1 protein-coding gene is annotated in these 344 nt (G+C 27.9%); it reads right to left on the bottom strand.

Features of this window, described 5'->3' with window-relative positions; all coding sequences use genetic code 11:
- Positions 1-344 (bottom strand): cytoplasmic protein (locus tag V7183_RS05085; protein ID WP_335358903.1); only part of this gene is annotated, 344 nt, incomplete at both ends.

Below are 344 nucleotides of genomic sequence, written 5' to 3'. Positions count from 1 at the left end.
ATTACTTGCTCCATAAGTCTTCTTATCTCTTTAACCGGTGGTTTTTTATCGTATATATCAATATATGAAAAATTATAGTTTAAATTTCTAACAAGACCTTTTCCTATTTTTGAACTTAGGAAAGGGAATACTTGTCCAGTGTAGTCTTCGAGAGATTTACAGTAGTATTTTTCATCCAAATAAATACTATACTTACATGTTAGCTCTACTAGTGGGTTACCTTCAGAATCATATACATCTTTAGATTCAATAATGTCTATTAGTGTAAATCTATCATTAAGATAAACTTTTTTATTCTTTTCAAGTTTATTAGAAAGAATAAAAGCGAGACCTATAGCGTTAAT

Origin of the sequence: Bacillus sp. JJ1127 (genome assembly GCF_036965845.1) — a bacterium.
Taxonomy (GTDB): domain Bacteria; phylum Bacillota; class Bacilli; order Bacillales; family Bacillaceae_G; genus Bacillus_A.
This window is presented reverse-complemented; position numbering and strand designations above follow the sequence as displayed.